Source organism: Bradyrhizobium sp. MI1.10 (genome assembly GCF_055811035.1).
The window spans coordinates 16,540-41,437 of sequence record NZ_JBVVPN010000053.1 but is presented as its reverse complement, the minus strand read 5'-3'; the positions used below and the strand labels follow the sequence as shown (position 1 = coordinate 41,437).

The 24,898-nt window shown below is 59.0% G+C and carries 16 protein-coding genes and 4 pseudogenes; 9 read left to right on the top strand and 11 right to left on the bottom strand.

The features are described 5' to 3' along the window. Both AC0L3K_RS35025 and AC0L3K_RS35020 read left to right on the top strand, forming a co-directional pair. Nucleotides 1-228, top strand: a 228-nt coding sequence (locus AC0L3K_RS35025; RefSeq protein ID WP_473367733.1) for an IS3 family transposase, incomplete at its 5' end; no start/stop codon positions are given. A gap of 28 nt (nucleotides 229-256) precedes the next feature. Continuing rightward, nucleotides 257-882, top strand: a pseudogene (locus AC0L3K_RS35020) (transposase family protein); the annotation flags it as partial. Nucleotides 883-912: 30 nt separating this feature from the next. Here AC0L3K_RS35020 and AC0L3K_RS35015 read toward each other — a convergent pair. The 5 genes and pseudogenes from AC0L3K_RS35015 to AC0L3K_RS34995 all read right to left on the bottom strand — a co-directional run bounded on the left by AC0L3K_RS35015 (nucleotide 913) and on the right by AC0L3K_RS34995 (nucleotide 7,732). Then, complete coding sequence (locus AC0L3K_RS35015; RefSeq protein ID WP_473367732.1) at nucleotides 913-1,932, bottom strand: 3-hydroxyacyl-CoA dehydrogenase NAD-binding domain-containing protein; 1,020 nt, start codon at nucleotides 1,930-1,932, stop codon at nucleotides 913-915. Nucleotides 1,933-1,964: 32 nt separating this feature from the next. Beyond that, the gene (locus AC0L3K_RS35010; protein WP_473367731.1) at nucleotides 1,965-2,858 is read right to left on the bottom strand and encodes a beta-keto acid cleavage family enzyme; all 894 of its coding nucleotides are present in this window, start codon (nucleotides 2,856-2,858) and stop codon (nucleotides 1,965-1,967) included. A gap of 721 nt (nucleotides 2,859-3,579) precedes the next feature. After that, complete coding sequence (locus tag AC0L3K_RS35005; RefSeq protein WP_473367730.1) at nucleotides 3,580-4,833, bottom strand: aminotransferase class I/II-fold pyridoxal phosphate-dependent enzyme; 1,254 nt, start codon at nucleotides 4,831-4,833, stop codon at nucleotides 3,580-3,582. A 148-nt stretch (nucleotides 4,834-4,981) separates the two neighbouring features. Further along, a pseudogene (locus tag AC0L3K_RS35000) lies at nucleotides 4,982-6,017 on the bottom strand (IS630 family transposase). A 104-nt stretch (nucleotides 6,018-6,121) separates the two neighbouring features. Further along, the gene (locus AC0L3K_RS34995) at nucleotides 6,122-7,732 is read right to left on the bottom strand and encodes a class I adenylate-forming enzyme family protein (protein WP_473367729.1); all 1,611 of its coding nucleotides are present in this window, start codon (nucleotides 7,730-7,732) and stop codon (nucleotides 6,122-6,124) included. A gap of 445 nt (nucleotides 7,733-8,177) precedes the next feature. Here AC0L3K_RS34995 and AC0L3K_RS34990 point away from each other — a divergent pair, with 445 nt between their 5' ends. The 3 genes from AC0L3K_RS34990 (at nucleotide 8,178) to AC0L3K_RS34980 (ending at nucleotide 9,577) form a co-directional block, all read left to right on the top strand. Beyond that, nucleotides 8,178-8,528 carry a transposase DNA-binding-containing protein gene (locus AC0L3K_RS34990; RefSeq protein ID WP_473367728.1) on the top strand — a complete coding sequence of 117 codons (351 nt, stop codon included), beginning with the start codon at nucleotides 8,178-8,180 and terminating at the stop codon, nucleotides 8,526-8,528. Then, entirely contained in the window at nucleotides 8,507-8,878 is a 372-nt protein-coding gene (locus AC0L3K_RS34985; RefSeq protein WP_473367727.1) for a hypothetical protein, read from the top strand. Before AC0L3K_RS34990 ends, AC0L3K_RS34985 begins: the two co-directional genes overlap by 22 nt. A gap of 480 nt (nucleotides 8,879-9,358) precedes the next feature. Beyond that, nucleotides 9,359-9,577, top strand: coding sequence for a hypothetical protein (locus AC0L3K_RS34980; protein WP_473367726.1), 219 nt, complete (start codon nucleotides 9,359-9,361; stop codon nucleotides 9,575-9,577). A 353-nt stretch (nucleotides 9,578-9,930) separates the two neighbouring features. Here AC0L3K_RS34980 and AC0L3K_RS34975 read toward each other — a convergent pair. Next, nucleotides 9,931-11,013: pseudogene (locus AC0L3K_RS34975) on the bottom strand (IS3 family transposase); the annotation flags it as partial. Nucleotides 11,014-11,395: 382 nt separating this feature from the next. Next, nucleotides 11,396-13,855 (bottom strand): CaiB/BaiF CoA-transferase family protein, encoded by a 2,460-nt coding sequence (locus AC0L3K_RS34970; RefSeq protein ID WP_473367725.1) that lies wholly within the window; start codon nucleotides 13,853-13,855, stop codon nucleotides 11,396-11,398. A 931-nt stretch (nucleotides 13,856-14,786) separates the two neighbouring features. On the opposite strand from AC0L3K_RS34970, the gene AC0L3K_RS34965 reads away from it, so the two are divergent. Beyond that, nucleotides 14,787-14,954 carry a transposase gene (locus AC0L3K_RS34965; protein WP_473367735.1) on the top strand — a complete coding sequence of 56 codons (168 nt, stop codon included), beginning with the start codon at nucleotides 14,787-14,789 and terminating at the stop codon, nucleotides 14,952-14,954. A 171-nt stretch (nucleotides 14,955-15,125) separates the two neighbouring features. Beyond that, nucleotides 15,126-15,317 (top strand): hypothetical protein, encoded by a 192-nt coding sequence (locus AC0L3K_RS34960; protein ID WP_473367737.1) that lies wholly within the window; start codon nucleotides 15,126-15,128, stop codon nucleotides 15,315-15,317. On the opposite strand, the pseudogene istA reads toward AC0L3K_RS34960, so the two are convergent. Beyond that, nucleotides 15,266-16,457: pseudogene (gene istA / locus AC0L3K_RS34955) on the bottom strand (IS21 family transposase); the annotation flags it as partial. The gene AC0L3K_RS34960 and the pseudogene istA sit on opposite strands and share 52 nt — an antisense overlap. On the opposite strand from istA, the gene AC0L3K_RS34950 reads away from it, so the two are divergent. Next, nucleotides 16,369-16,620, top strand: coding sequence for a hypothetical protein (locus AC0L3K_RS34950; protein ID WP_473367736.1), 252 nt, complete (start codon nucleotides 16,369-16,371; stop codon nucleotides 16,618-16,620). The pseudogene istA and the gene AC0L3K_RS34950 overlap by 89 nt on opposite strands. 704 nt (nucleotides 16,621-17,324) lie before the next feature. Continuing rightward, on the top strand, nucleotides 17,325-18,212 hold the full coding sequence (locus tag AC0L3K_RS34945; RefSeq protein WP_473367724.1) for a MaoC/PaaZ C-terminal domain-containing protein: 888 nt from the start codon (nucleotides 17,325-17,327) through the stop codon (nucleotides 18,210-18,212). Nucleotides 18,213-18,571: 359 nt separating this feature from the next. Here the strand turns inward: AC0L3K_RS34945 and AC0L3K_RS34940 are convergent, their stop codons facing one another. The 3 genes from AC0L3K_RS34940 to AC0L3K_RS34930 all read right to left on the bottom strand — a co-directional run bounded on the left by AC0L3K_RS34940 (nucleotide 18,572) and on the right by AC0L3K_RS34930 (nucleotide 23,992). Next, a complete protein-coding gene (locus AC0L3K_RS34940) occupies nucleotides 18,572-20,077 on the bottom strand; it encodes an AMP-binding protein (RefSeq protein WP_473367723.1) in 1,506 nt (501 codons plus the stop codon). A gap of 558 nt (nucleotides 20,078-20,635) precedes the next feature. Further along, nucleotides 20,636-21,841, bottom strand: coding sequence for an acetyl-CoA C-acyltransferase (locus AC0L3K_RS34935; protein WP_473367722.1), 1,206 nt, complete (start codon nucleotides 21,839-21,841; stop codon nucleotides 20,636-20,638). A 66-nt stretch (nucleotides 21,842-21,907) separates the two neighbouring features. After that, entirely contained in the window at nucleotides 21,908-23,992 is a 2,085-nt protein-coding gene (locus AC0L3K_RS34930; RefSeq protein ID WP_473367721.1) for a 3-hydroxyacyl-CoA dehydrogenase NAD-binding domain-containing protein, read from the bottom strand. Nucleotides 23,993-24,898: the final 906 nt, after the last annotated feature.

Here is a 24,898-nt window from a genome sequence, read left to right as displayed (position 1 = left end):
AACATCACCGCATCCATGAGCCGCAAGGCCGATTGCTACGACAACGCCCCGATGGAGAGCTTCTTCCATACCTTGAAGACCGAGCTCGTCCATCATCGCGACTACAACACCCGCGCCGAGGCCCAGCGCGATATCTTCGCCTTCATCGAGGGCTTCTACAACCGAACCAGGCTCCATTCCGCCATCGGATTTATCGCCCCGATCGAAATGGAGCTAAAAGCCGCTTAAACCCGTCCACTTTTTCGGGGGAAGATCACAGCCAGCCCTCGAGGAGGCATTCGCCCTTCCGCTTGGCAGAGCCAGCCACATCCGCTCCCAGCAGCAGCGCCAGCGCGGCTGGAAGCTCTATTCCTTTCATGCATCGGCAAACGCAAGGCCTGAGCCCTTACGAGTTCGGCGTGAAGGCCTCCATCGTCACCAACAATCACCGAGCTCCCGGCGGCCTGTTGGTACTGCATGCCAGCTAGCTGCCCGAAAATCCCTACGACGGTCACACCTTGCGGAACGTCATCGACGGCACCGAGACGCTCACCGGGTGCCCGATCGAGCGGGCCTATGTCGACAAGGGATACCGCGTCCACGACGCTCAAAATCCACGTCGCGTCTTTCATCTCCGGCCAAAGCGCGGCGTCTTCGGCATCATCAAGCGCGAGCTGCGCCGCCGCTCCGGATCGAGCCCATCATCGCCACATGAAGACCGAAGGTCACCTCGGTCGCTGCCACCTCAAAGGCCGCGCCGGAGACGCCGCCAACGTCATCCTCTCAGCCGGCCGCCACAACTTCCGCCGCATTCTCGCCTGGCTTCGAGAACTCTTGCGCCTGTTCCTGGTCCAACTATGGCGCGGGCTGGCCAGTCCAGCCCCGCTCAATTCGCCTTCTTAACGGATGACTTTTTAGCCTGCCAAGAAGCCACTAAGCCGGACGAGCGCGGTCGCGCAGCGCCTGTTCCCACCGTGCGAGCGTCTCGCCCGCGCCGTAGCACTCAGTCCGCAGCCCCTGTAGCACCGCCACGAGACAGTCGTCACGCTTTTGTTCGAGTTCAGGGAGGCTTAGGTTCTCCGTCATGGCCTGCGCGTCCGATTGCTCGGCGAGCTTTTCGAGGAACTCCTCGGTCAGCTCGGGCACATCGCTGAGCTTCGTCCAGGGGGAGTTCAGCATAGGTCCCCATTGCTCCATGAAGCGGCGCATCCCGGACGCACCGCCACTGATTCGGAAGGGGCCGAGGACGGCTCGGCGCAGCCCGAAAGAGTAACGGACAGCATCATCGACCTCCTGTACGGAGGCCACACCGTCGTGGACCAGCCAGAGCGCCTCGCGCCACATCGCCTCCTGCAAGCGGTTTGCGATAAATCCGTCCACCTCCTTGCGCACCACGAGCGGATGCATGCCCACCGCCCGGTAGATCTCGGTTGCCCGCTCCAACGTTTCGGGCGCGGTGCGCTGCCCTGCGCACAATTCAACTAGAGGCATCAGATAGGCCGGATTGAATGGGTGCGCCACGAGCAGGCGCTCGGGGTGTTTCATATCCACCTGCAGCAAGGACGGTCGAAGCCCCGAGGTCGAGGAGCATATTAGCGTTTCTGGCGCGGCCGCCCGGCTAGCCATCGCGAGCAGTTGCTGTTTGAGGCCCAGGCGCTCCGGCGCAGATTCTTGGACGAGTTCCACGTCGCGTACGGCGTCCGCTACCGAGTCCACCACCAATAGCGATCCCTCCGCCGGCAGCGGAACTTGAGTAAGACGCTGATATGCGCGTCGCGCCTGGAGCAGGATCTTCTGGACGCGCTCGACAGCACTGGTAGAGGGCCCATATAGCCGCACATCCACTCCGTTGAGCATAAACCGTGCGGCCCAGCCGCCGCCGATCACGCCGCCACCCAGCAGCCCGACGCTTCGCGGTCTCCTATCTGAGATGGCCTTTGAACCTTCCGTCATGGACTTTGCACCTTCTAGTTGGATTGTCGAATCTAGGCGAGATTTTTGAGCGCAAGCTTCTCGCGCACTTCGTCTGGGCACATCACCCGAACCCCGATCCTCTCTAGGATCTCTACCGCCCGTTCAACGAGCTCGACGTTGGTCGCGAGCCGACCTCGGGAGAGATAGAGATTGTCCTCTAGGCCTACCCGCACGTTCGCGCCCACCAAAGGCGCTAGAGCCACGTAGGGAAGCTGCATCCGCCCAATCGAGAAAGCCGAATAGACCGAGCGCGCCGGAAGCTGTTGCACGAGCGCCATTAAGGTGCTCGTTTCACTGGGCGCACCATACGGAATCCCCATGCACAGCTGGATCAGTGGCGGTTCTTCGATCAGTTTCTCCCCGATCAGCTCGTGCACCAACACAAGCTGACCAGTATCGAAAACCTCAAGCTCAGGACGTACCCCAAGCTCCCGCACGCGCGCTGCCATCGCGCGCAGTATTCCTGGGGTGTTCACCATTATGTACTCACTCCGGGTAGCAAAGCACATGGTTCCGCAGTCCAGCGTGCAGATCTCGGGACGCAGCTCTTCCACATGCGCCAGCCGCTCCCGCGCGCCAACCAAGTCTGTCGAAGCGTCCATTGGCAGCGGCGAGTTAGCGCCACCCAACACGAGGTCACCCCCCATGCCAGCGGTGAGATTAATCACCGGATTCGAATGCGAGCCTCGAATGCGCTTCACCACTTCCCGATATAGCGCGGGGTCCCGCGAGCCCCGTCCGCTACCAGGATCACGCACATGAATGTGCACCACTGCGGCCCCTGCTTTCGCCGCCTCGATGGCCGATTCTGCTATCTGTTCCGGAGTCACCGGCACATGTGGACTGCGCTCCACCCCCTTGCCGCTTCCCGTTACCGCGCAGGTGATGAACACCTCGGAAATCATCTTAGTTTCTCCCTTTCGCTCAAAGTGCCAACCAGCCCGAGTGACGCAACTTTTACCTTATGATGTTTACCGGTGTTCCAGCGAGAGTAGCATCACTTAACCAGTGAACCGCGAGAGAACCGTCCGCAGTCGTTGGATAGGTTGTGAACGCCTTTGTGGCGACAGTACTCATCGAAGCAATCGACGTGCCAGCCGCCAACTCGGGCGCAGCACCTGTCTAGCCAGGAAGCAGCGTGCACGAAACTGCATGTTGTCGGAATTGCGTCGCACAGTGTTAGAGTGCTGACGGGACCGCGTTCAAAGCGGACACGCTTCGATACCAAAACGCCGTCCCTGCCCCGCGTCAATATAGCCTAACAATTTAGCCCTGGTGCAAACCCTTCGCCGACACGCTCGGCATCTCTCCGGCCAAGACTTCCCGGCACTGCGGGGAAACGCCCGCTCCAGCTGTCAGGTTCGTGGTGATTTTCTCAGAGCACCGCCCTTGCTCGGCGAACACGGCTCATGTCCTGATGTCACCAGCTAGATCATCGATCTCGCATGTTATCGCATCGATGTGATGCATTTTTCGAATCCACAGATATGGAGCCCTCGCGCAGCGGCTAAAAGGGTAAAGAGAGAGGCAAGTCCCGGAGCGACCCCGCCAATGGAGTCGTTGGCGAACAGCATCTGCTGCCCTGCACGTCTTTCACACGACTTTACCCCTGCAGCACCCATCACATCACCTCAGAGGATAAGGCCTTCCGGTCCTTCTGGCGACTTGTTCCAAAATGCAGTCGCACAGCCGCTCTATGTCGCTTGCCTCGTGCTCCGCTCTAATGCACACCCGAATGGCGGCCGCTCCCGCCTCTATAATCGGCAAGACCGCAACCAAGGTATAGAAGCCGCTGTCAACAAGTCCTCTCGCGATTGCGACGGCATTGGTCTCCGATCCAACAGTAACCATTCTGATCGGAATTGAATTGCCTTGGCCGGCAGTTGCGATACGGCGGTCAAACAAGTCGACGAGTTGCGCCAGTCGCTCCTGTCGCTGCCTAAGTTCCGCAGAACGGTGGATTTTGCACGACTGGAGCGCGGCGCCAATCCCCGCTACATTCGCTATCCCGGAACACGCATCCGCATCGGAGTGAAATCGAAATAAGGCTTCGTGGCCGGCCGTCCCAAGCATCAATATTCCGCCCGATGCGCCGAATCCGTTGGCCAGCGATCCTGTTATCATCGTACGGTCCCCGAGCTCTTGCGGAAACTGAGATCGAGCGAAACCCTCACCTTGACCTCCGAAGGTCGATAAGCCGTGAGCATCGTCGATATAGAGAAAGAGCCCATAGCGTTCCTGAAGCAGACGCAACTCCTGGACGGGCGAATAACCTCCCATCCAGTAAACACCCTCGCACACATAGGTTACCACCGGATTCTCGCGGCATAAGCGTTCGAGAGTTGATATATCATTGTGGCGGATTGTTCTCACCCGTGCGTCGTCAACGATCAGGTTCTTACTGGCGAGTGACATGCGTGAAAAGCTATCGAACACAACGATCGGCCTTCTCCCGCCCGTCAATTGACCAGAAGCAAGGAGCGGCATCGTGACTAAATCAACCATCATAACGCTGGAAAAGGCAAGCACACGCGCATAGAACATCTCGGAGAGACTTTCTTCAAGTTGCGCTAGAAGATCAATATGATGTCGCTTTCCGCAGCACGACCTCGATGAACACTGCGCCTGGATTGCGGCGATCGCCCCAGCGGCGAGTGCCGGATGATTATCGAGGCTTAGGTAGGAACTTCGCACAAAATCGACTGGGTCCCTAAGTCGGCCTTTGCCAGCAGCGATGGAGCATCTGATCGTGGGAAATCCGTGAACTGCGATGAGGTCAGCTGACAAGGCTGCATCTAAGTATGGGTCGGTAATGCGAAAGACTTCAGTCCGTCGGACAACGTTCGTGGCACCAATGTGAGATTGCAACTCGTGCTCCATTTTGTCTACTGAAGAATACGCTAGGCCGCTCAGCTGTACCGCTTCTTAGCGCGTGGCGACGTCGGGCGAACGGAACTTCCGTACAGTTGTGAGCGGGCCTGATAGGCGAGGGGCCACGAAATTAGCCAGTGACTACTCGCTCAGCTAGCTACCAAATCAAATGGCCCATCAATGCGCGGCCGAGTCTGGCGCGGGCTTTGCCAGTTGTGAACATCCATTTCATGCGGTCTCATCCTTCTTTCGCTGCCGTTGCCAGCTGCGATCTCTTTTCGGAGCGGTTTGGGCCCGTGGATGCGGCGGCGAGAGGCTGGTGCTGGAGGACGCTTATGTCTCACTCGACCATGTTGAGCCAACTGGTGTTGCGGTGTGTAGTCGAACTCGAGGCGATGCAGATGCGACGGGCCTGGGCGGGCGCAAACGCTTGGTACAGGGCGCCGCCGGTGTGGATCGACAGATTGTCCTGCACGAGACCGATACAGGTGGCATCAGGATAATGGAGCTCGGCGAGTTCAGGCATGCAGTGGGCGTAGTCCACGGCGGCGCGGAGGTCTGTTGTCTTAACATTGCGCCAGCCGCGATGCGGATCGAAGGTGACGAAGAGATTGACCGGTGCCGTTGCGGCGTACTCATGATCTTAGCGCTGGCGCTGTCGCGGGCTGGCCGAGCCTCGGCTGACGCACCGCACAGATGAGCTGGACGGGGTCTCGTCGAACCAGACCAGCGCCGCTCGGAATCCGGCGCCTTACAATCGAGCACGTCCTCCATCCGGGCGACGTGTTCGCCGTCCAAGGGGCAATGCACCACATGTCCCCGCGCCATGGCGTAAGGTCGTTTTCGGCCAGCCGGCGACGCACGGTCGCGCGCCAGAGGCTGTCGTGACCGGTGAGCTTGGCGTCGTGTCGGCCAGCAGCCTCAGCGTCCACCGCTCGCCGCTCGACGCGTGCGGTCGCGACCAGCAGGGCGTCTTCCTAGCCCGTCAGCTTGCGTTCCGCGGCCCGGACGCGGCTCTTCGCTCAAGGCCCGCTCAAGACTGCCTCCTATGAAGCGGCGCTTGGTCCGGCCGCCGGTGGACAGGCTGGCAGTCAGGTCCGGGCAATCTCCTCGTCGCGGCCGCCCCTCTCGGCGCCAGCAAAATCTGCAGCTCGCTTGCGCTTGTGAGCGGCGTGCTTGCCGCCGCCGAGCATCGCCGTCGGTTCATCGGTCGGCTTGGCTCATTCGATCCAAGCGTACATTTATGCTTTGCCTCCCGAACGACTCCAACGATGCGTCAAAAATCAAGAGAGTTTCCCTATCGCCAACGCTTCTCCTGAGCGTCGTAAGTGCCCGCGAGCGGGTCGCTGACTCCCATCAGCTCACTTTTGAGGACTTTATGGCTGGAGCTCGTTCTAGGGAGCGCCGAAATGAAGCTGATGTACCGCGGCACCTTGAATACGGCAAGATGCGTACGAGCATGTTCTAGGATACGGTCGATGGCCAGATTGTCTGGCGTGACGCCTTCCCTTAACTCGACGCAAATCTTCACCTCCTCCCCGCGCTTGGCGTCGCGAACGGGCACGGCGGCCACATCTGCAATCTCGGGCATCTCGCGAATAACCCCCTCTATCTCGCGTGCAGCGATGTTCTCGCTCGAACGCCGAATCATGTCTTTCGTGCGCCCCACTAACCAATGAAACCCAAGTTCATCGGATCGCATTAGATCGCCGGTCTTGAACCATTCCCCTTGGAAAAAGGTGGAATCGACCTCTGGGTTGTTCCAATAGCCCTTGAAAATCCCACGACCTCTCACCAGTAGCTCGCCAACCCCGCCGACGGGCGTGGGGCTGCCATCCTCGTTTATCAGCCGCAGTTGCCGAAATGGCGCGCGGATGCCTACCGACCCTGAGTCGGCCAGCTCGTCAAATTCATTAGCCATTCGCGTGCCGAAGCCGATTTCCGTCATACCGTAAGCTTCCTGAGTGCGGACTCGAAACCTCTTCCGGAAGCGGCGTACGGTCTCGGGTCCCCAGCCCCAATTCAGGATCTGCTTGAGGCTCGTCGCACCGTCTTCGGCGCCAGCCTCGGCTTGACGGGCTACCAGTTCGGGACACTGGCACCACTCGATCCGGTGCTGTTTGACCCAACTCATGAAGCGCGTTGAGCTGATTTGCGGAGCCAAGTAGTGCGTGGCACCATGTCGATACGACTGCAGAAGATGCCATGGTCCATCTACATAGAAGAAAGGTTGAGCAGAGAGGTACCTTTGGTAGGGTTGCTCGTCCCAACTCGCCGCCTGATAGGAAAACACGCCCCAATAGTCGTGAGTTAACATGCATCCCTTAGGAAGGCCCGTTGTCCCCGAGGTATACTGAATGTTCAACAGGTCGTCGGGAACGATATCTTCCGTGGCGAAAGTGTCGGGCACGCCTTTGAGCAATTTGTCCAGGGTAGTGACTGTCCCATCGGATGACTGCCCCACAAGAATCGCCCGCTCTATTGCGAGATCTTGCGGCCAAGTGTTCATCGCGGTTAAGACCGACCACGCCGATTCATCGACGACGGCGAACGTCACCTGTGCATCGCTCAAGACGTATTCCATCTCCCTTGGCGTGTAGCGCATGTTAATCGGGACCATCACTGCGCCCAGCTTCGCAATTGCGAACCAAAGTATCGGAAACTCGATTCGATTCGGCAGCATCACCCCAATGCGTTCGCCCTTGCGTACGCCCAATGCGCGCAACGCAGATGCATACCTGTTTGACTGTGCATCGATCTCCGTGTAGGTCGCGCGCTCGCCACGGTCGAAAACGTCTATTGCGATCTTCGAGCCGTGCGTTTTTGCCTTGTTTGAAACCAGCTCACCGATCGTGATCGTCTCATAAGCGGATTCGAGCGTCTCTATTTTTTTCACCACCGTTGCCACGCGCTCTTGAAGCCGGGACTGCCTAACTTTCGTGGGACGCATCTTTGTACCTTTACTTCAGAGGGCTACACAAATCTGCTAACAGGCACAGTTTGAGGTTAGAAGCTCGTTCACATCTGTGATCACCATAGCCGCTGCTCGGCGCCGGGGAGGTCCGAGACAGCAAACGACCCATCAGCACGCTGTTGACGAAGACGTTGGCTTGGCGGGCGCGCCTTACCTGGCAATGAGCGGCTCATCACTTGCTCGACGTCGAGACGCGGGCAGACCCAATGACGCACGAGTTTCCTGCCGGAGATTAAGAGCAGCTAGGCGCGTCACCGACCCTTGTCGTTGATACTTCTTTCCTTGCAATAAGATACCACCTCCGAGAACAGCTCTACCTTAACAGCGGGGATCTAGACACTACCAGCTCTTGTGAGGGATTTCTGCACGTGAACAACCGTTGCATTTCTGGAGGAGCTCAAGCGAACACATTTCTCGCACTTTCGCCCGTGGTTCGCTTCAGCGTTGCGACGAGTTCCTGAACAAGCGCCTCCGCAAACTGGTAGCGCAGATCGGGAGGGCCATGGGCGAGAGTATTCCGCTGGTCTGGCAGGACTGGTCCAACACCAGGCTTCGTATCGTTTCTTCTCCAACGACCGGATCAGTGAGGAGGACATTCTGGCCGGCCACTTTCAATCTGCGCGTGAGCGCACGATTGCCACCGACGGTCCTGTCCTCGTGCTCCATGACACGACCTAGTTCAGCTATCAAACAGAGAACTCAGAGGCGATGGGGATCACCAAGAGCATAAACAGCGGCCGGGACAAGCGGCGCCTGAGATCGCACACGGTTTGCGCCATCCTGATGCACTCGAGCGTGGCGGTGACAAGCGATGGGCTGCCGCTTGGACTGACGGCCCACAAATTTTGGACCCGGAAGAAATTCAAGAGGACCGCGGCGCTTATTAAGAAGATCAATCGGAGTCGTGTTCCCATCCAGACGGAGGAGAGCATTCCGTGGCTGAGTCATGTCCGTCACTCCCCGAAGCTGCTGGACGATCCGGAGCGATGTGCATCTATGTCGGTGATCGCGAGAGCAACATCTATGAGCCTTTCTACGCCGCTCGAGAAGCCGGAAGCTTTGGTGGAAGACTTGCGTTGATCGTTTGGCTCGGGATGGAGATCACACGATCGCCGACGAAATGGACGAAGGTTGCCATCAAAAGACGCCATTGCATCGACACCAGAGACAACAACGGTGATCCCGATGAAGCCGTCATCGAGAGCGCAAGATTCGGGTTTTGCCGCCCATCTGAAAGCAGAAGCACTATCCGGCGCTGACCTTGGCCGTGATCCATGCCGAAGAGCGCGTGGTGCCGAAGAACAGAACGAAGATCGAGCGGAAGGTGGATCACAGATCTGCCTGCTAGCCGTGGCGACGGAGAGCTCGAATGGTATGCTTTGAGATGGAAGATCGAGGTGTTACATGAGATACTCAAGTCAGGCTCCAGAGCCGAGGAGCCGAAGCTTAGGACCGCCCAGCGTCTGACCTATTTGATCTCGCTCTTTTGCATCCTGAGTTGGCGTGTCTTCTGGATGACGCTCCAAACCGTTCCGTTCCGGACCGCCACCAACCCTCGCGTTGAAGGCGACCGGAATCGGCGCGCTTGATCACCTCGTCAACGACAAACCAGAAGCGAGAAAGACGCTTTTGCACTATGTCATCAAGATCGGCGGCTCGGCGGTCATCTCGCCCGTGTCAGCAATCCACCCCCTGGCACCAGAGTCATGTGGCGCGGGCTGTCGGTTGACCGACATGGCGTCAGGCACCGTGGTCGGAGGAGAACTTCTGGGTGATTGAAAGCCTCACCGGTGGCTTACGCACAGCGAGCAGTTGTGTCCAATGAAGTTGCGCATCACGAGTGAGCCGGTCTGCAATAGAGGTCCTCTTGCGGAGAGGCTATTCCTACCTTGGCTTCGCGTCTCACACTCCCAGCTCGTGCGGGTTCCGGCTTGCTTGTCGACTATCCCTTAAACCTTGATGCAAATGCGGCAAGGCTTGGACGCGCGATCGCGCATCAACGGCAAAATTGATGTTCGGTTTGGATCGTGAGATTTGGGCTGGTCCCGGTTGTCTGAACAGAATCTCCGTTCCGATAAGTAGCGGGTCTGCCGGGTTAGGCCGCCATGTGGATTGGCAGCGGGTTGAAGTTTTGCTTGATCCGGTGTGCCGCCGTCAAGGCTCGAATGTGGTCGGCGGCGATTATAAAAGTCGAGATTGCGGCCGATCGAGTTGCGCGCCTCGCTGACGCTGTCGTAGGCCCGCAGATACACCTCCTCGTACTTGACGCTGCGCCACAGCCGCTCGACGAACACGTTGTCCCGCCAGGCGCCTTTGCCGTCCATGCTGATCGCGATGCCGTTGCCGGCAAGCACGTCGGTGAACTGTGAGCTCTGGTCGGTGTTGAAGATTTCGGGCCTGCCGTGACGCGCCAGGGCATCCTCCAGCGTGGCGACGCAGAAGGCCGCCTCCATCGTGATCGACAGCCGCCACGACAGAACCCGGCGGGTCGCCCAGTCCAGCACCACCGCGAGATAGACGAAGCCGCGCGCCATCGGGATGTAGGTGATGTCCATCGCCCAGACCTGGTTCGGCCGCGTGATCTCCATGCCGCGCAACAGATGGGGATAGATCTTGTGGCTGGGCTCGGGCTTGGTGGTGCGCGACCGGCGGTACAGCGCCTCTATCCCCATACGCCGCATCAGCGTCTTGACATGCCGGCGGCCGATCTTGCACCCTCGGCAGCCAACAGATCTCGCAACGTACGCAAACCGGCGAATGGGAACTCCAGATGCAGTTTGTCGAGCCGTCGCATGATCGTGAAGTCGCTCGCCGAGACCGGACGCGGCAGATAATAGACGCTGCCCCGGCTAATGTTCAGAGCCTCCGCCTGACTGGTGATCGGCAACTCGTGCGCACGGTCAATCATCGCTTTGCGCTCAGCAGGCCGGCCTTGCTGAGCGCTCCTTCTAAAATCGTTGTCCAGCGTCAGCTCGCCGATTTTGGCGTTCAGCGAATTCACGTCGATGGCAGGTAGCGCCGTTGCGTTGCCGCCCCCGGCGGCCGAAAACATCGGCGGCACCTCCTTCAAGCTGCGCTTTCCACGCCGCGATCTGATTGGGGTGGACATCGGACTGCTCCGACAATTGGGCAAGCGTTCGATCGCCCTTGACGGCGGCAAGCGCCACCTTCGCCTTGAAAGCTGGCGTGTGCTTGCGGCGTGCTCGTCTGCTCATCGTCTCTCCTGATTCGCGGGTCAATCTTGCCCGCCGTCAGGCAGAAACTCCACTTATCGGGCTGTTCAGATTTGCGGAGCCGGCTCAATTTGCTTTTGCATCGGCAGCGCACACGCACTATAAGTGTGCAGCATCACTGTGCATCCGACTACCAAACAATGCAAGTGATGCGGCATTTCACTGATTGTTTTCCTCAACGGCCGAGCGACGGCGACATTGCCGGCGACTAGCTTCTCCCGTCGGCCCCTGTCGCGCCCCTTGTTCGCGACATAGACGTTGAGGCCGTGGCAGTGTCATTCATCTGTAGGGCGTTGCCACCTCTGGACGACCGCTATACGCGGTCCAGTGGAAGCCATCATCTCATTTCCTGCACAGCTTTTTTTCAATCTGACCATGTCTTCTTTGTTTTTGCGAGCTCCTCTTCGTGGAGCATCGTCGTGCCAATGATGCCATCCCTAACTAACTCCGCAATCTCGGCATCGGAGATGCCGAGGAGCCCTGATAAGATTTCTCGGTTGTGCTGTCCTAGCGTCGGCGCCACCGCCCGGATTGCATAGGGATGTTGGCCGTCGCGGATAGGCATCGAAGGCTGCGGATGTGGGCCCATGAAAGCACGTTCCACTTCCTGCAGAAATGCACGCGACCTGAGATGCCGATCATTGAGCAGGTCAATTGGCAGGCGAGCCACGCCGGCAGCGATCCCTGCGGCTTGCATTTCGGTCATAGCCTGGTCCGAGTTGCGAGTCAGCGTCCAAGCTTCGATACCACTCTCGATGGCATCCTCGATCTCACGACGCGCTTTCACATTTTTTAACCGCTCGTCTGCCGCCCATTCTCTTCGATCAATCAGCAACGCAAGTCTCTGCCACATGCGTTCGTCCGTCGCGGCTAACACAATCCAATTGTCCTCACCCGCACACCGGAAGCAGCCATGTGGCACGAACTGAGGATGTCGATTACCATACCTTCTCGGAGCCTCGCCGTCGATCGAGTGGAGGGTTATCCAGGGCGCCGCAAACGGCATCATGCATTCGGTTTGCGCAAGATCTATGAACTGACCCTGCCCGGTACGGCGGGCGTGGATGAGCGCAACTAGAACCGCAGCACAGCCGTTCAATCCGCCGACCGGATCCCCAAAAGCGATGTGGCTCATCACAGGTGGCCCGTTGGCGTTTCCGATTACGCTCGGCAGGCCGGAGCCCTGCTCGAGCGTCGAGCCGTAGGCTCGGCAATCTCGATGTATGCTGTTCGTACCAAATGCGGACATCGACATCATCACAGCCTGGGGGTTCAGTGCTCTGATCACGTCGTAACCGAGTCCGAGCTTGGGCAGCACATCGACTGAATAGTTGTCGACGATAACGTCGACTCCAGCCAAAAGTTGTTTCGCAAGAGAGACGCCCTGCGGTCGCGTGAGATCTAGCGTGATACCCCGCTTATTGCGGTTCATTACGCAGAATGGTGCAGCCTTTTCGTACATTTGCCCTTGGACGAAGGCCGGACGCCGGTCAACGCCACGCAACCAGTCCGGATATTGGATAGCCTCAATCTTGATGACATCGGCACCGAGATCAGCGAGTGTGCGGGTACATAACGGGCCCGCCCAACCCATGGTGAAGTCGACGACGCGGACCCCATTTAATGGCCGTCGGTTGGAATCGGTGCTGCTCGGCGCTGCGAAAGTCGTACGCATCAACGATCTTGAAACACTTGCGAAAACCTGCTGTTCGCCGGGACTGGGGACCTTCCCCCCGCGCAGCGGCGGCGTCAGCATCAGCCGCAGAGTCGAGCCAACCGTGAAGGCTTCTTCTTCTCCAATCCGTACAGGCACAATCACCCCGCGCCGCTTCTTCTCTGTATCGTCTACCAAATTGGGGATGTCGGGTACGGGCACAACGGGGATCTTTCGCTTTACTCCCTCGGCAAGCCACTCAAGCGCGGTGCGCGTCTTCAATTTCGGGCTCAACTGTTCTTCAATGCTGTCGATCTGCTGCAGACGATCTTGGCCGATGACCAAAGCTGGATCATCACGCAAGTGGGATAGATCAAGCATGTCACAGAGTTCGCGCCATTGCGCCCGCGTCCCCACTGTGACCCCGAGCCAGCCCTTCTGGGTCTCGTAAATACCCAACGGGAAAATGGGCCAGAACCGGTTGACACCAATCCGATGCATTACATCGCCGTGCTGAAATGCTTGGAGCATCTGATACTCGTTGGCAGTGAGGCTCGATTCGAAAATACTGAGTGACCACGAGCGCCCTGCTCCACCTTGTATCCGCTCAAAGGCAGAAGAAGCCGCAGCAATAAAGCCCCACAAGCCGGCGAGGATTCCCGTTTGGAAGTCCGGTGCGTGCAATGGGGGACCCTCGACTGGCCCAACCAGCTTGATAAGTCCGGCGAGCGCGCGAATGGTTGAATCAGTTGCGGTGAAGCCTGCATAGGGACCCTTGTCGGCAAACCAGCTCGCTCCTACGTGGATCAACTCGGGGTGCCGCTTGCGTATCGCGACGACATCAATGGCAGGGCAAGCTGCGGAGTCGATGTCACGCCCGTCGATCAAAATGTCGCAACTCTCGATCAGTAATGACAGGCTTGTGCTTGCGTCCGGCTTAGTTCGGTCCATTATGATGCTTGACTTGTTGAAATTCAGGAACGCGAACCACGCGCTCCCACCTTCTGGCGTAACTGGGGCACTGCGCCGAAGTGGATCCCCTGCCGGCGGCTCGACCTTCTGAACATCGGCCCCGAAGTCTGAAAACAATCGCGCGCAGTAACTGGTTGCGGCTGAGCTACCGATTTCGACGACCCGCAAATGCGATAGCACCTTCTTCGCTCGATCCATTTTATGAATCCCCCTGACGCTCCGCTGCGAGACTTGGCAACATGTGAATCTATCGAGACAGCGATCGCCGTACCCACTAGGCTGCAATTACTTTTGCGAGTGATGACTCTGAGGCCAAGCGCTGATCCAGCTTGAACAAACGGTCTGGATTCCTGGATTGCTGAGGAGGCCAGGTGCCGCGCCCCGCGTACTTTGGAGGGTCGATGCCGATCAGCCAATATGTATCTATGGGTGGCGTGACGTACTACGCTTTGACGATCCTCGTGAACTCGGCCGCTCGTGCCACACCGCTGCGAACTGCTCGAGCGGATGTGCTGCGCAGGAACGGTCACGCAATCAACTACAAGGAAAGATGATACGTCTGGCGGACTAACTACGTTAGTCATTGCTGCACCCTCGTATATCGCTTCAAAGCTGACTCGGCGCCGAGCTACTGATTCACTTTAGGCCATCGACCGAAGATCGACATACTACCTACTTTGGTGGTCTGGCGGTGCCAGCCGTGTCAGCGTTTGAGCCTCCTTCGGAATGAGTGAACACTTGCGTTAGCTCGTTGAGCCCGGAGCTGTCGAATGGAACGTCAACGGTTCACAGAAGAGTACAACGGGTCTCGAGCGGTCGTTCGATCGGGTCGGTGGCCAAGGAACTCGGGCTGCGCTACTCGGTTGCGACGCTGGGTTGACAAGCTCCGGCAGGAGCCGGCATCGGCGGCGTGGCCTCCCGCCACGCAGGCGAGCCGATGTCGATTGACCGGGCTTCGGCGATCTCCCGGTTGCGCCAGGAGAGCGGACCGCTGCGCATGGAGTGCGACATGTTGCAAAAGTCGATCGCGATCTTCGCCGGAACCCGGACATGAGCTTTCGCTTCATCGAGGATCACGAAGCCTATCCGAGCTTGATGTGCGCCGTGCTCGAGGTCTCGTCCGCCGACTATTACGCCCGGCTCGAGCACCAGTGAGCGCGCGTACGGCTGCAATTCCACACTCATCGCCGAGATCCGGCAGCTCCATCACGACAGCGGTCATCGCTATGGCAGCCCGCGGGTCCGTGCCGCTCTCCGGACGCAGGGACGCCAAGTCGCGGCGGGATCGGACGGCTGATGCGTGGATATGGCATTCGAGCGATCATGGCGCCCGCCGTCGGGTTCGCACCACCGACAGTCATCACGATCTGCCGATCGCCCCGAACCTGATCCGGCGTGACATTACCGCGGCAGCGTCAAACCGGGTCAGGCTTGCCGACATCGCGTACATCCAACCGAGAAAGGCTGGTTGTACCTGGCCATCCTCATGGAAATATTCAATCGAAACATCGCCGGCTGGGCGATGCGGGATGACATGCAGGTCGAACGCCCATCCGCGGCTTTGACAATGCTCATCGAGCAGCAACGCCCGCACCACGTATTGATCGGCCCGATCGTGGTGGCGTCCTTGCGGATGCGCTCGATGGTCCAGCCGGCGTAGCGCCGATGACTGGACGCCATGTGCTCCGGCACGTCGTGTGCTTGTGGTTGCCGCTCATGCGCTGATGCGCTGCGGTCCGCTCGCCCTTGTGGAAGATTTCGACGGTGCGGGCAGTGAAGCGCACCTCGACTTCGGCGCGGACGAAGCGATGCGGGACGCTGTAGTAGTGCGCCTCGACCTCGACGTGATAGTCGATGCTGACCCGGCAGATCCGCCCTCGGCGAACACGTGAGGGCTCTCCGGCAAGGCCTGGAGCGCCGGCCGGTCGATCTCCTCCAATAGCTTGCGGCGGATGACGCCGAGCCGCCGGATCGGCCGCTCCTCGTTGAGCCAGGTTAGCAACTCGGCGATGCCGCGTTGATCTCGGCCAGGGTGTAGAATGTGCGGTGGCGCAGCCGCCCGAGCAGCCAGCGCTCGACCATGAGGACCGCCTGCTCGACTTTGGCCTTGTCCCGGTTCCGTCGAGGCCTCGCCGGCAGCTTGGTGGTACCGTAATGCGCCGCCATGTCGGCGTAGCTGCGGTTGATCTGCGGATCGTAGCGGCATGCCTTGATCACCGTGACCTTGGTATTGTCCGGCTCCAGCAGCGCCGGCACGCCGCCGATCGCCTCGAAGACACCGACGTGGCCGCTCATCCAGTCGGTGAGCCCCTGCATCCAGGTCGCCTGCGCGTAGGTGAAGCTGGATGCGCCGAGCACCGCGACGAAGATCTGCGCAGGCGCGCCGCTCGCCGGTGTGCCGATCGATCACAACCGGCACGCCGTCGCGCGCATAATCGACGAATAGCTTGTCTCCGGCCGCATGCGACTGGCGCATCGTCACCGACAGGCGGCCTTCCCAGCCGCGGTAGAGTTCGCAGAACCGCGAATACCGATACCCGTCGGGCTCGCTCGCGATGTACTCCTCCCACAGGATCGACAGTGTCACGTGCTTGCGCTTGAGCTCGCGATTCACCGCCGCCCAGTCCGGCTCCGCCTGCCGGCGATAGCCCCGCCGCGTGCCGGAACCGGCACCTGCGCTGGCGAACAGCCGGGGCTCCAGCACAGCGTCGATGATCCCCGATGCCTCGAACCGGCGGATCGTCAGCCGCACCGTCGAAGGGGCCATTCCCACCCGTCGCGCAATCTCGCGGGTCGGCATCCCGGCCGACTTCAATTTGATCACATCGCGCACATGGCGCATCGCAAACCTCTCCGTCGGCATCCAGGTCCCCCTTCGCAAGGCCGAAAGGCGGGACCGTATCGGAAGCCAAGAGGCCTCGTCACCCCCAGGGGACATCATCCCGGAATGGTGGGCGAGATGATCTCGGAATGGTGGGCGAGATCATTCCGGAAGGGTAGGCGACATCGAGCGGAATCAGCAGGCTGGAGCATTGTGTGTGTCCAGGTGTGGTTGATCACAGCAAGCCTTCTGCGACAAGGTCATGATTCCACACCGTCGCTCAAATTACTGAGTGAAACAGAACCGGCTCTAGCCGCTTCGCTCTGATGGGCCCAACTGTTATCTCAAATAGGAGTGCAGCGTTTTTTACAGATTCATGCGGGTTTTCGGGGCAGCCAAGGGGTATTTAGCAGCATCGCGGCGTGCAGCTTGTTGTAGTGCTCACTGGTGTAGATCGGGATCACAGCCGACTAAGCTGGCTTACATATTGCCGTGATCAAGGACTCATCTACTAGCAGCGCGTATTCAGTAAGCCACCTTGATAAGGTCCTAAGCGAATGGCACAGAGCGTCAGAATGTGATCAGCGCAATATCCAGCCAGAAACAAGTCCTAATTGGTTTCCTAGCGAGCCCTTCATCGCCAAACGTGGTTTTGGCCGCCCAACGATATGAACATCCCGGTTCCTGTTGCCGTGCTTAAGTCATGAATGATTGAACGATGACGTACGACACGACTTTCAATTGAACCTTACGCTCGCGGATCTAGATCCTCTGGCCGATGCGTTACCGCGTGCGGCTTGCCTCTCGGCCGCATTCCCGATCCTGGTACAATCCGCAGGACATTCCATGCCGATTTATTACCCTGATATCCTGGAGCAGAAGACCGAGCAACGCCTCTTTACCTATAGTGAGAAGGACGTGATACTGTATGCGCTGGGGATCGGGATGGGCCGCGATCCAACGAACGAGCGCGAGTTGTGCTTCGTATACGAAAGAGATATCAAGGTCACGCCGACGGCTGCCACAGTGCTGGCTTCCGGCAAGGGGCTTCCTGCCGGAGCTGAGATAGAGCAGAAGTTAGGTATCCGAATCAGCCGCCTGAACAATTTGATGTTGGTGCATGGCGAGCAGAAGGTCGAGTTACATAAACCGCTGCCCTCGTCTGGCTCGTTCACGGTTATGGGCCGTACGATCGGCGCCTACGATAAGGGCAGGTTCAAGGGGGCGGTTGTCGTCGACGAGACCACGTGGACCGACGAGAACGGAGAAAAGATAGCGACCCTCACCGCCTCCACCTTTGCGCGGGGCGACGGAGGCTTTGGCGGGCCGTCGGTAGGCGCACCCGAACCTCATTTTGTCCCCAGACGCAAGCCGGATTTGTCGATCGCGTTAGACACGCGACGAGACCAGGCGCTGCTCTATCGGCTTAACGGCGATTTCAATCCGCTTCATTCCGATCCAGAGTTTGCCAATCGTGCCGGCTTCTCGCAGCCGATCCTGCATGGCCTCTGCACCTTCGGCATCACTTCTCGAGCAGTGCTGCAGGAACTCTGCCACTACGATCCCACCAGGATCCTGAGCCATCAGGCACGCTTCTCTGCGCCTGTGTTCCCCGGCGATACGATCACTGTCGATCTGTGGCAAGATGGTAACGTGATCTCGTTCGAGGCGCGCGTGATCGATCGCGGCGCAACCGTGATCAAGAACGGGAAGGCTGTGCTGCGTGCCAAATAGGAACGATTCCCTGCTCCGTCATAGCTGAGACCTTCTAGCGGCCTGCTCAGCGCTTAAGAACGCTCTATCCAGTTGTGCTATCTAGCCAGAGATCGAACCGATTCTAATTGACGCTAGTAATGCTCGGCTCCTGCTGCCACCTGGCGGCGTCCCCGAATGTGGCGCAAAATGATTCTACATGCCACTAGGCCGCCGGAAAGTGCGGGATCGTACTGAAATGCTTTGGAAGCGATCATCAGTACATCAAGTCTTCGTCGGAGACCGACGATGGTGAGCGCCCCTGTCGATGCGCTCTCCCTGGCCGCTCCTTTCTCGATCTCAATGTCACTCACGCGAAAGATGGGAGCTGCCCAAAGCCCTCACTGAGACAATGACCTCTTTCTGGGGTGGGTCTCGACTGCCTGCGCTCGGGAGATCCGCTCCTCGCGAAGCTGTGTCCGGCGCACTTTTCCTGCCTCATCGCGCAGGGGCTGGTCGACGAATTCTACGGAGCGTGGAAGTTTATAGGATACCAGCCGCTCGGCCAAATGCGCCAACAGCATCTCCGCGGACAGGCCGGCGCGAGCCTGGACGATAGCGTGGACGGATGAGCCCATATCTTCATCCGGCAGACCCACCACGGCGCACGAGATCGCCAAGGGATGCTCTTCTATCGCGGCTTCGATTTCAGCGGGATAGACGTTTGATCCGCCGACCAAAATCATGTCGGTGCGGCGGTCGGCGAGATAGAGATAGCCGTCTTCGTCGAAGTGACCTACGTCGCCGACGGTCTCCCAACCGTCGGGAAGCACACGCGCAGTAGCGCCGCGATAGGCGTAGGGGCGCGCTGCCCCATCAGTTTCGCGCAAGTATATCTCGCCTTTCTCGCCGGGTGGCAGCGTGTTTCCGTCAGCGTCCACGACCTTGATTTCACCCCAGGCCACGCGGCCAACGGAACCGCGATGTTCTAACCATTCACCGCCAGTAATGACCGTGCCCGCCTGATTCTCGGTCGCCGCATAGAGCTCCAATATGACCTCAGGCCCAAGCCAGTTGATGAAGGCCTCTTTCAGCCAAGGCGGACAAGGGGCCGCGAAGTGCCAGAGCGTTTTCAGCGACGATACATCGTAGCGGGCGCGCACCTCATCCGGCAGCCGCCAGATGCGGCTCATCATGGTGGGCACCAAATAGACCCATGTCGCCCTTCGCCGCTCTATTTCAGCCAGCACACCCTCCGCATCGAAGCGCGGCATCAGTACGATTTGAGCGTCGCAGGCCAACCCGTACTGGGCGAACGTGAAGGGACCGCTATGATAAAGCGGCCCAGGGATTAAGGCCGTATCGCCTACACCAAACCGAGACAAGTTCGGTCCACTGGGGTCAGCGGCCGTCAGACCAGGTTTTCCGGAGAGAATAAGCTTGGGTCGCCCGGTAGACCCTCCCGACGTTATAGCCACCAGCACGGGAGCAGCGCACGACTTTAGCGCACTGTCATCCTCAGTCAGCTTAAGCAGGTCTGGCACGGTGACGCGAGGCCGGTCGGTTTCCATGCCGGGCAAGGCGATTACCACGGGCGGATCCGCGAGATCGACTATGGCCTGCAACTCGGCCGGTGGCAGTCGAAAGGAAACAGGCTGCGGTGTCGCGCCCAATTTCCAGACACCCCAGCAAGCCTCGATGAAGTCGATGCTGTTGGGTAGTCCGATGGTAACTAAATCGCCATACTTGACACCCAGCCGCTCCAATGCACGCGCGACCCGCGTCGAGCGCGCTTCAAGCTGACCCCAAGTAATTGTGGTCTCGCCGCAACTCACCGCTGTTTTATCCGGCATCATTTGGGCAGAGCGCAACAGTTTCTCGCCCAGAGGAATCATCTCTTCAGCCATCTTCCCTCATCTACGCCCTTGCTTTCGCCCCAGCTTGCCGTGAATCATCTGCTTACGACCGCAGCCAAGGCTCCAGAAGTATGGCTCTTTGTTCGCGCGGAAAAGCAGCGAATTCGACGGTCGTGATGCATCGATCCGCCAAAATATCTGCTTACGCAGCTAATCCACCACGAGTGAATGCACTTTGATTCGCAGCATCGGTCTGCTGGATTGTGCCAATCAGCCAATGTTGCGAGCCGCCCGCTTAAAGGTCGCTCGTGATCCAACATCCTCGTACAGAAGCTTCCCGCCTCCGACGCAAAGCCGCGATCAATTTGGCGATTGGCGTATTGCGGCGAGCTACGCAAATGCGGGAATCCCGGCCCAACTTGCAGATTTGCGGGCCAAGTCTGTGACGGTTTGCCGAAGGCAGTAGAGCCAAGAGAAATGATAGGATGGGTTGATAAAGCCCTCCAAAGGACCTGCTTTGACGGACGAGTTCCCCTCTGACACGAGCGAGGGCTGGCACTATAAGGTCGGACGCTGCCGAAGGGTCAACTTGGTTAGCGTCCGATGGCTTCAGGAGATCTCAAAAAGACCGGCTGCGCCCATGCCGCCGCCGACGCACATCGTGACGACCGCAAGCTTCGCCCCACGGCGCTGTCCTTCGTACAGGGCGTGCGCAACGCAGCGTGCGCCCGTCATGCCGTAGGGGTGGCCGATGGCGATCGAGCCACCCGAGACATTCAGCTTCTCGTATGGGATACCGAGCTTGTCCCTGCAATAAAGCACCTGAGACGCGAAAGCCTCGTTCAGCTCCCAGATGTCGACGTCCTCGATCTTGAGGCCGTGGCGGTTTAGGAGCTTCGGAATTGCAAAGACCGGACCAATGCCCATTTCCTCCGGACGACAGCCTGCCACGGCCATACCGCGATAGGTGCCAAGCGCCTGCAGACCACGTTTCTCGGCCTCCTTGCGTTCCATCATCAGGACGGCGGCCGAGCCGTCAGAGAGCTGGCTGGCATTGCCCGCCGTGATAAATTTGCCTTCTTTCAGGTAGCGACCGCCTTTGAAAACGGGCTGAAGCTTCTTGAGGTCGTCGAGCGTGGTTTGCGGACGATTGCCCTCATCGGCGGAAATAGTGATCTCCTTGTCCGCGGTTTGGCCAGTGTCTTTGTCAACTACGACTTTCATAGTGGTAGTGACCGGAACGATCTCGCAAGCGAACCTTCCTTCTGCTTGGGCTTGGGCGGTGCGCTGCTGTGAGTGGTGGGCGTACTCGTCCTGAGCCTCACGGCTGATTCCATAGCGTGCGGCGACAAGTTCGGCAGTTTCGATCATCGAGATCCAAACTTCAGGGATGCGCTCCTCTAGCCAGGGGTCAGCAGTCATAAAGCGGTTCGACTTGTCGTTTTGCACAAGGCTAATCGACTCTACCCCCGCTCCGATCGCGATTGAGGCGCCGTCGTTTATGATGTACTTGGCAGCAGTGGCTACAGCCATAAGCCCGGAGCTGCACTGCCGGTCAACAGTCATGCCAGAGACGGTGTCCGGAAGACCAGCACGCAGCGCGGCCTGACGAGCGATGTTATAGCCGGTGGTGCCTTGCGGCAATGCTGTGCCCATGACAACGTCATCGATCTCGCCGGGATCAATCCCAGCCTGCACTACAGCCGCGCGGATCGACTCTGCGGCGAGAGTTGCGCCGTAGGTGTTGTTGAATGCGCCCCGGTAGGCTTTGCCAAGAGGGGTCCGTTTCGCGGCGACAATAACAGCTTCACGCATGGAAAGAGTTGTCCTTAGATTTGATTGGCCCATCCCTCGTCGGGATGAAGCGAGTTGTAGACTAGGCTAGCTCAGGCGTTGGTCGAAGCTGGCGAACGTCTTGCCGTCGGCAACCAGCTTTTCCAGCAAGTGCGCCGGCTTGAAGTCGTCGCCCATCGAGAATTGCAGCTCGTTCATCTTTGCGAGGACCTTACCTAGGCCGATCTGATCAGCGTAATACATTGGCCCGCCACGGTAGACCGGCCAGCCGTAACCGTTGACCCACACCACGTCGATGTCCGAAGCCCGAAGGGCCTTGCCTTCCTCCAAGATTTTAGCGCCCTCATTGATCATCGGATAAAGGCAGCGCTCCAAGATCTCCCCATCAGAGATGCTGCGAGGAATCGTGCCGGTTTTGGCGATGAAGTCGCGAATGATTCCTTCGGTGATCAGCGAGGGTTTGGCGTTGCGATTATCGTCGTAGTCATAGTAGCCGGCGCCAGACTTCTGGCCAAAACGGCCCATCTCGCACAAGACTTCATGCAACGTAGATCCTGTTGATTCCTCCCTCACCCAGCCGAGGTCTAATCCAGACAGATCGGCCATGCGGAAGGAGCCCATCGGAAAGCCGAACTCGTACAGCACCCGATCCACGTCCCAAGGGCTCGCTCCCTCTAGAACTAGCTTCCTGGCTTCGCGTTCGCGCGACGTCAATATGCGATTGCCGATAAAACCGTGACAGACGCCCGCCAGCACCGCAATTTTGCCGATCCTCTTTGCCAAGTTCATCGATGTCGCGATAACATCCTTCGCCGTCTTGTCACCGCGGATTACCTCGAGCAGCTTCATCACGTTGGCCGGGGAAAAGAAATGCAGTCCGATCACGTCCTGCGGCCGGGTCGTCGTCGCAGCGATCTCGTCGACGTTCAACTCCGACGTATTCGTGGCCATGATCGCGCCGGGCTTGCAGATGCTGTCCAGCTTGGCGAACACCTGCTTTTTGATGTCCATGCGCTCGAACACCGCCTCGATGATTAGGTCGCAGTTTGCGAAGTCTTCCATCGCGAGCGAGCCGGTCAGCAGATCCATCCGCTGGGTCACCTGCTCGAGCGTCAAGCCGCCGCGCGCGGCGGTTCGGTTGTAGTTCGACTTGATGACGGCGAAGCCCTTGTCGAGCGCCTCCTGCTTGACTTCAACTATCGTAACAGGGATGCCGACATTGGCGAAATTCATGGCGATACCGCCACCCATAGTGCCTGCGCCTAGGATGCCCACTTTTTTGATTGGCCGTGTCTGCGTGCTGTCCGGCACATCCGGGATTTTCCGCGCCCGACGCTCGGCGAAGAAGTAGTAGCGCTGAGCTTGCGATTGCGAGCCAGACAGCAGCTCCGCGAAAAGTTGCTGCTCGACTCGTAAGCCCTCGTCAAATGAGCTTGAATTTACTGCAGCCTCAATGCTGCGTATGTTGTACTCGGGCGCGATCAGCCCCCGGAATTTCCGCGCGTTGTCCTTCCTGAATTTGTCAAAGATCTCGGGATGACTTTTGGCCGCTTCTAGCTTGGCACTTTTGTCGCGGACCCTCGCCAGCTGCGCGCCCTCGGCTAGCACCTTGAGCGCGAACGCGAGGGCGCCCTCCCTCAGTTTGCCGTCGTCGACAAGCTGATCGACCAATCCCATGGCCAGTGCTTCCCGGGCGTTGACATGGCGCCCAGAGGTTATCATGGTCAGCGCCCCCTCGACGCCAACGATACGCGGCAGCCGCTGCGTGCCTCCTGCGCCCGGGATGAGACCCAACGCCACCTCCGGAAGCCCCAGCTTGGCCGACGCAGCCGCCACACGGTAGTGAGCGCACAATGCGACCTCCAGCCCCCCGCCCAAAGCGGTGCCGTGGATCGCGGCAACAACCGGCTTAGTCGCATTCTCCATTGCTGCTTGCACCTGAAAAAGGCTCGCCCCCGTTTTCTGACTCCCGAATTCAGTGATGTCAGCCCCGGCAATAAAGGTGCGCCCCTCGCAAATGAGCACCACGGCATCGGCATCCGATGTGAGAACACGCTGGAAACTCTCGAGCAGTCCATCGCGTACTCGCGCCGAGAGCGCATTTACGGGTGGATTGTTGATCGTGATGACCGCGATCTTGCCGTGAAGTTCGGTTTGGACAACTTTATCCATGTTCCCCATCGCTTTGATACTTACATGCCCCTTGATTATTTCGCCTCGTCAATTGGCGTTCGGCCCAGTCCGCGAGAGGACGGATGGATCCGCACTTGGAGCGGATGATTGTGCCAAACGAAAGAATTGCATCGGGCTAAGCGAGATCTTCTCAATCGGACGCCACCAGCATAGCTAAGGTCATTGCACAAATTCTGCGGATGTCCGGCGATCAGTGGCGAAAGCCTGCAAGGTACTCCGCCGTTATGCCGCAAGGAATCGTACGCCAGATGGGCGCTGCTAAGCTGGCGGGATTAGACGCGCGTTCGACCAATATGATGCATAGAGCATTCCCCTTGAATATGCGGGACACGCACTGGTGCCGCGAGAACCCGCACTCCTTCCTTGAATACGACGTTGATACCGCGGCCCGGATTACGGCGAGCAGTGCGGCCACCGATGCGAATCGCCTTTGTATGGGCTGCGGCGCCCCTGTGAGCTCTGCGCTGCTCGCACCGGCTGGGTCCAAGGTGTCAGGTTCCCTCATCGATTAGGAGGACGGCTGACATTGTTCATCGCTAGCCGATTTCGTGATGCATCGTCGAGCATTGTAGCGAGGCGAAGCGACCGGCAGATGGCCTTCGTTTGGCGGGCTAGGCAGGCGGCACCACAGGGGTGGACTTGTGCTCTCGGCAGGGTAAAGGCCGCAAACCGGGCGGTTGCGTAAAAAGGCGCGCGCTGCATGTTTTTCGACGAAATTCCGCTTCAATGGGTTTTTTCTCGGCCGCTTTTGTCGTGATTGACGCGCTAGGTTGCCCATGGCGTGAGTGGCTCGTCCGGTAAGTGCAACAGTCGCTGCCGAAGAAAGCGCCTACGGCGTTGAAGAAGGCGCGCGGGCTTTCCATGCCACAGCACCGGGGAGCAAGA